Here is a 4204-nt window from a genome sequence, read left to right as displayed (position 1 = left end):
CTAGTGACACGCCATCTCGGCGTGCTCACAGGCATTTCCGCAGGTCAACCAGCATTTTCGTGCCCTAGTCGGCACTGCTAACTGTGGAACTCAGGCTTGAGGACACGCTCAATTGACACGCCATGACGGCGCAACGAGCTGACCATTTCCGGATCCTGGGCCCCGTAGGTCACAGAATCGTCGCAACGTCTTCACACACCCCACACATCAGTTAGATTCACCCTCCACGCAAATTGCGCCAAGGGGGGCACATGAGCCAGCAGTACCCGCAGGAGCCCGGATACGGGGCACCGCAGCAGCCGACGCAGCCCGGTTGGGGCGCTCCGCCGCCCCAGCCGCCGAAGAAGCGCAGCATCGGCAAGATCCTCGGCATCACCGGTGCCGTGTTCGTCGGCCTCATCGTCATCGGCGCCATCGCTGATGGCGGAGGCGACTCGAGCGACAGCAGCAAGGACACTGCGGCCGCCGTCGACAACAAGCCCAAGAACGAGGCCAAGAACGACAAGCCGCAGGACGCTGCGGCCGATAAGAACGACAGCGACAACGACAGCGACACCGACAGCGGCGCAGCCAAGGAAGAAGAGCCGGCGAAGCCGAAGGTCGTCGTCTTCAAGGTGTGGGGCACCGCCCCCGCCGGCGCGCTCGGCCCGCTCGACATCACCTACGGCTCCGACAGCGACAACCGCAAAGGCGACTTCAAGGACGGCAAGTTCGAGGCCACCCTGCCGCTGAAAGGCGACGCCATGTACTACAACGTCATGGCCCAGCTCCAGGGCTCCGGTGACATCAACTGCTCGGTCACCGTCGACGGCGAAACCAAGAGCGGTCACGCGTCGGGCGACTACAACATCTGCAACGCCCAGCTGAGTTCCGGCCTGTTCGGCGACTGGAGCTGCCCCCCCCTCAGTCCGGCCCGGCCCGGCTCGCGCCCGTGCGCGGCCGGGCCTCCGCACGCCTACCGGCGTGGCCGGTGCCGCTCCCGGTTCGCTGAAAAGCGCGCAAGAACCACGCGATGCGCCGCCCGGCGCGCAGGTCATGCGAGGTGAAGCTTCCGGGTCAGTCCCCTGAGTGGTTTAGCCATCCCTCCCGGCAATCGGCCGCCTCCGCCTCCTAAGCTCCCCTCCGTAGTCAAATGGCTACAGAGGGTGAAAGGGGAGAGGGATGCGTTTCATGTCCGCAAGCCGACTGGCGGCCGTTGCCTCCACAGCACTGCTGCTGCTCGGCGGGGCGACCGCCTCGGCACAGGCAGCGGCACCCGGACCCGTCCTGTACTCGATCGACTTCTCCAACCCCCAGGAACAGGACGACAACGACCTGCCCGAGCCCTACGGAAGGGTCTGGGTGCGGGCGCCCTGGGGCCAGGAGACCGCACTGTGGGAGCACCCGGACGTCGGCATCAACACCCCCACCCTCCCGCGCTACCCCGACCACAGCCTCTACGAGATGAGGTACGTCGACCACCCCGTCACCGAGCTGTGCGCCCTCGTGAACGAGGACGACACCGGCATCAACGTCGATGACGAACTCGCCGTCGGGTGCGTGCCGGTCTGGGGTCCTGGCGAGTACACCATCCACGGCGCCGACGGGTCGGTCACTGTCAGGCTGTACGACGTCTGACAACCTCGGCTCATCGCCGTCGCCCCCGCCCGTGGCCCTCGAAGGCCACGGGCGGGGGCTTCTCACATCCGCGGCGTAGATGCCGCCGGGCAATGATCAAGTCGCCCGATGACCACCGGGGGATGATGATCACCGGGGGATGTGGACTCCGGCCATGAGAACGGCCCCCCGGAGATCACTCCGAGGGGCCGCGAAACCCTAGCTGAGCTGGGGCTTGTCCACCGTGGGCGCGGACGGTTTCGAACCGCCGACATCCTGCTTGTAAGGCAGGAGTTCCGCCTGACCAGGGGTTTCTTGCGATTCCGAGTGGTTCCGAGCGGTGACCTAATCCCCCTCGAATCGGGCGCCCGAGCCATTCCGAGTGGTCCCGAGCGATGCCGTGGGGTCCATGTGGACTCCATGTGGATTCCACCCCTTGTGGATCACTCAACGACGCAGAGTCCACTCCCACTCTCCGTCCCCGTCAGCGCTGCGTGCACGTTCTCCCGCGCACCCTCGCTCTCGTGCGTGTAGATCCACGTGACCTTCCCACCGCGCTTCTGCCCGAGGACCGCCTGGGTGTCGCGCTCGGGGACGCCGGCCGCGTGCAGGGCGGCGCTCGCCGTCGTACCACCAGGCCACCACGCGCTTTGAGATCTGCTGGAGTTCCACGGCGCCCACAAGCCACACCACAGGAGCTACCGCGGCGACGGTCTGGGCGAAATCTGACGACATCTTCACGGTCGCATTGTGTCCCTGGCTCCATGAGTCTTGCGGCGATTTCCACCAGTCGGGGGCTCGCCGCTACTTCTTCGCGCCGGGCCTTCGTGCGCCATCCTGAACCCATGCCCGCAGCCCTGAAGTTCACCGGCGCCGACAAGGGCATGCCCCTGGACGAACTCGCCCCTTTCGTCGAGGATGCGCGCAAGGCTGGCGTGCCCGGCAACAACCCGATCCGCGCCGAGCTGTCGACGAGCCGCAAGATCAAGGCGCTTGAGATCGCCCTCGACGACGACTGAGGCTGACAAGGCACGTTGTCACTCAGCTTGGGAGCGGCCTACCCGGCTGCTGATCCGTTTCCCGCAGGTTCCCTCGCGAGCTCAAGGCCCAGCGCCCACCCTCGTCATCGGAGAAGTAGAGAACTGGCGGGTTGTTGTGCACTGCCGCAGACGAGTAGCGCTGCGACTCGAACCGCACGGCCTTGCCTGGCCCGATGAGGTCAACGAGTTGCATCAGGCGGTCGCCGCGTAGTTCTACCGGAGCGTGCCAGTTGCCACGCCACTCGTAGACCTCGGTGGAGTTGTAGGAGTTGCCGAACCAGACCTCCGCCAGGCGCACTGGCGTATCGCTGTCGTTAGTCACAGTGACTACCCAGTGATCATCTGGTGTCTGCGCGCCCTGGCCATCTGTGGATGCTCCTGCCTGCTGGCTGTGCATCTTCACGCGCTTGGCTTGAGCCGTCCGCCGGTCGTCGGCTACAGCGCGCAGTTCTGTACGCTCCAACTCCAGGTTCTGGCGCTGCTCATCCATGAACCGCGTCTGTTCGCCGATGAACTCGCGCTGTTCGCGGATCTGCTGCCGCTGGCTCTTGATCGTCTGGTAGGCGAACCACGCCGCACCGCCGGCGAACAATGTCGCCCCCCACGTGGGCACATCGCCCCAATTCACAGCACTCACATGCGCACCGTAGACACGATGGCGGGCAGCTGGGGCCGGTTTCCGTAGACCGGCAGCGCCGGTCCGGGAGCACCACACGGCTGGACTCATGTCGCGGCCAGGAAGGCCAGCGTGTCTGCGGAGAGTACGATCCGCGCGGAGCTGCCGACGAGCGGGAAGATCGCGGAACTTGAGACCGCGCTCGACGAGGACGAAGGCTGACGCCTACCAGGCTGATCGGACCTACTCCTCCTGGCGCTCTTGCTGACGTCGATGCGCGGCTAGCTCGCGCACGAACCGTAGCTGCCGGTCGAGCCCCTTCAGTACGACCCAGATATCGGAAGCAGAAGACACCACCAGAGCGAGCACCGGCGCAAGGGTGACCCACCCGAAGCCAATCAGGGTGGCGGCCAAGCAAAAGACGGCCAGACCGGGCGAATTGCCGGATCCAGGGTCGGCGAGCCACACGAGCGCGACCCCCTCCGCCAGGAGCAACAGCACGCCGACAGCTACGGCGGAGAGTACGTACAGCAGGGCCCACAGATTACTTAGGCGAGCAGATGAGGAACTACGTAGGGCCGCCTCCAGCTGCTCCCCACTGGGCGTTTGCCCGTCGACGTACAGTGGATCGATTCGCCTCTGGTGCTCAGCCGCCCTGGCGTACCAGGCGCGAAGCACCTGTCTGCGATTGGACAGCTCGACTACAGCCACCAGCAGAACAACTGGAACGACGGCAGCGACTGTTGTAGCGAAGGTCTCGTTCATCCTCACCGCGACAGTTTGCACATACTGCTCCTGCCTCGCTGGCATTTGGAGGGGACGGCCTTAGGCCGCCTGACCAGCAGCGCGTGACCTCGTACTAGGGTCCGTCTTCAAAGGGATCTTGCCCAGAGCAGGAACGACGCGAGTGTGACCGCCGCTTCATAGGAGGTGGCGGTCTTGTCGTATCTGG

5 protein-coding genes are annotated in these 4204 nt (G+C 65.4%); 3 read left to right on the top strand and 2 right to left on the bottom strand.

Annotated elements, in window-relative coordinates; all coding sequences use genetic code 11:
* Positions 1-251: 251 nt before the first annotated feature.
* The 3 genes from ACZ7NC_RS44700 to ACZ7NC_RS44690 all read left to right on the top strand — a co-directional run bounded on the left by ACZ7NC_RS44700 (position 252) and on the right by ACZ7NC_RS44690 (position 2615).
* The gene (locus ACZ7NC_RS44700) at positions 252-1046 is read left to right on the top strand and encodes an MmpS family transport accessory protein (RefSeq protein WP_471497952.1); all 795 of its coding nucleotides are present in this window, start codon (positions 252-254) and stop codon (positions 1044-1046) included.
* 124 nt (positions 1047-1170) lie between these two features.
* Positions 1171-1617: a hypothetical protein gene (locus ACZ7NC_RS44695; protein ID WP_471497949.1), complete on the top strand. Its 447-nt coding sequence runs from the start codon at positions 1171-1173 to the stop codon at positions 1615-1617.
* An 824-nt stretch (positions 1618-2441) separates the two neighbouring features.
* Complete coding sequence (locus ACZ7NC_RS44690; RefSeq protein ID WP_471497946.1) at positions 2442-2615, top strand: hypothetical protein; 174 nt, start codon at positions 2442-2444, stop codon at positions 2613-2615.
* A 22-nt stretch (positions 2616-2637) separates the two neighbouring features.
* Here the strand turns inward: ACZ7NC_RS44690 and ACZ7NC_RS44685 are convergent, their stop codons facing one another.
* Both ACZ7NC_RS44685 and ACZ7NC_RS44680 read right to left on the bottom strand, forming a co-directional pair.
* A complete protein-coding gene (locus ACZ7NC_RS44685) occupies positions 2638-3273 on the bottom strand; it encodes a hypothetical protein (protein WP_471497942.1) in 636 nt (211 codons plus the stop codon).
* 222 nt (positions 3274-3495) lie between these two features.
* Positions 3496-4038, bottom strand: coding sequence for a hypothetical protein (locus ACZ7NC_RS44680; RefSeq protein ID WP_471497939.1), 543 nt, complete (start codon positions 4036-4038; stop codon positions 3496-3498).
* Positions 4039-4204: the final 166 nt, after the last annotated feature.

The sequence above is a fragment of the Streptomyces sp. NPDC111802 genome, assembly GCF_055634335.1.
This window is presented reverse-complemented; position numbering and strand designations above follow the sequence as displayed.

What these genes read in the sequence shown, in the direction of transcription:
- ACZ7NC_RS44695 (WP_471497949.1), top strand. Translation starts at nt 1,171, where the DNA reads ATGTCCGCAAGCCGACTGGCGGCCGTTGCCTCCACAGCACTGCTGCTG.
- ACZ7NC_RS44690 (WP_471497946.1), top strand. Translation starts at nt 2,442, where the DNA reads ATGCCCGCAGCCCTGAAGTTCACCGGCGCCGACAAGGGCATGCCCCTG.
- ACZ7NC_RS44700 (WP_471497952.1), top strand. Translation starts at nt 252, where the DNA reads ATGAGCCAGCAGTACCCGCAGGAGCCCGGATACGGGGCACCGCAGCAG.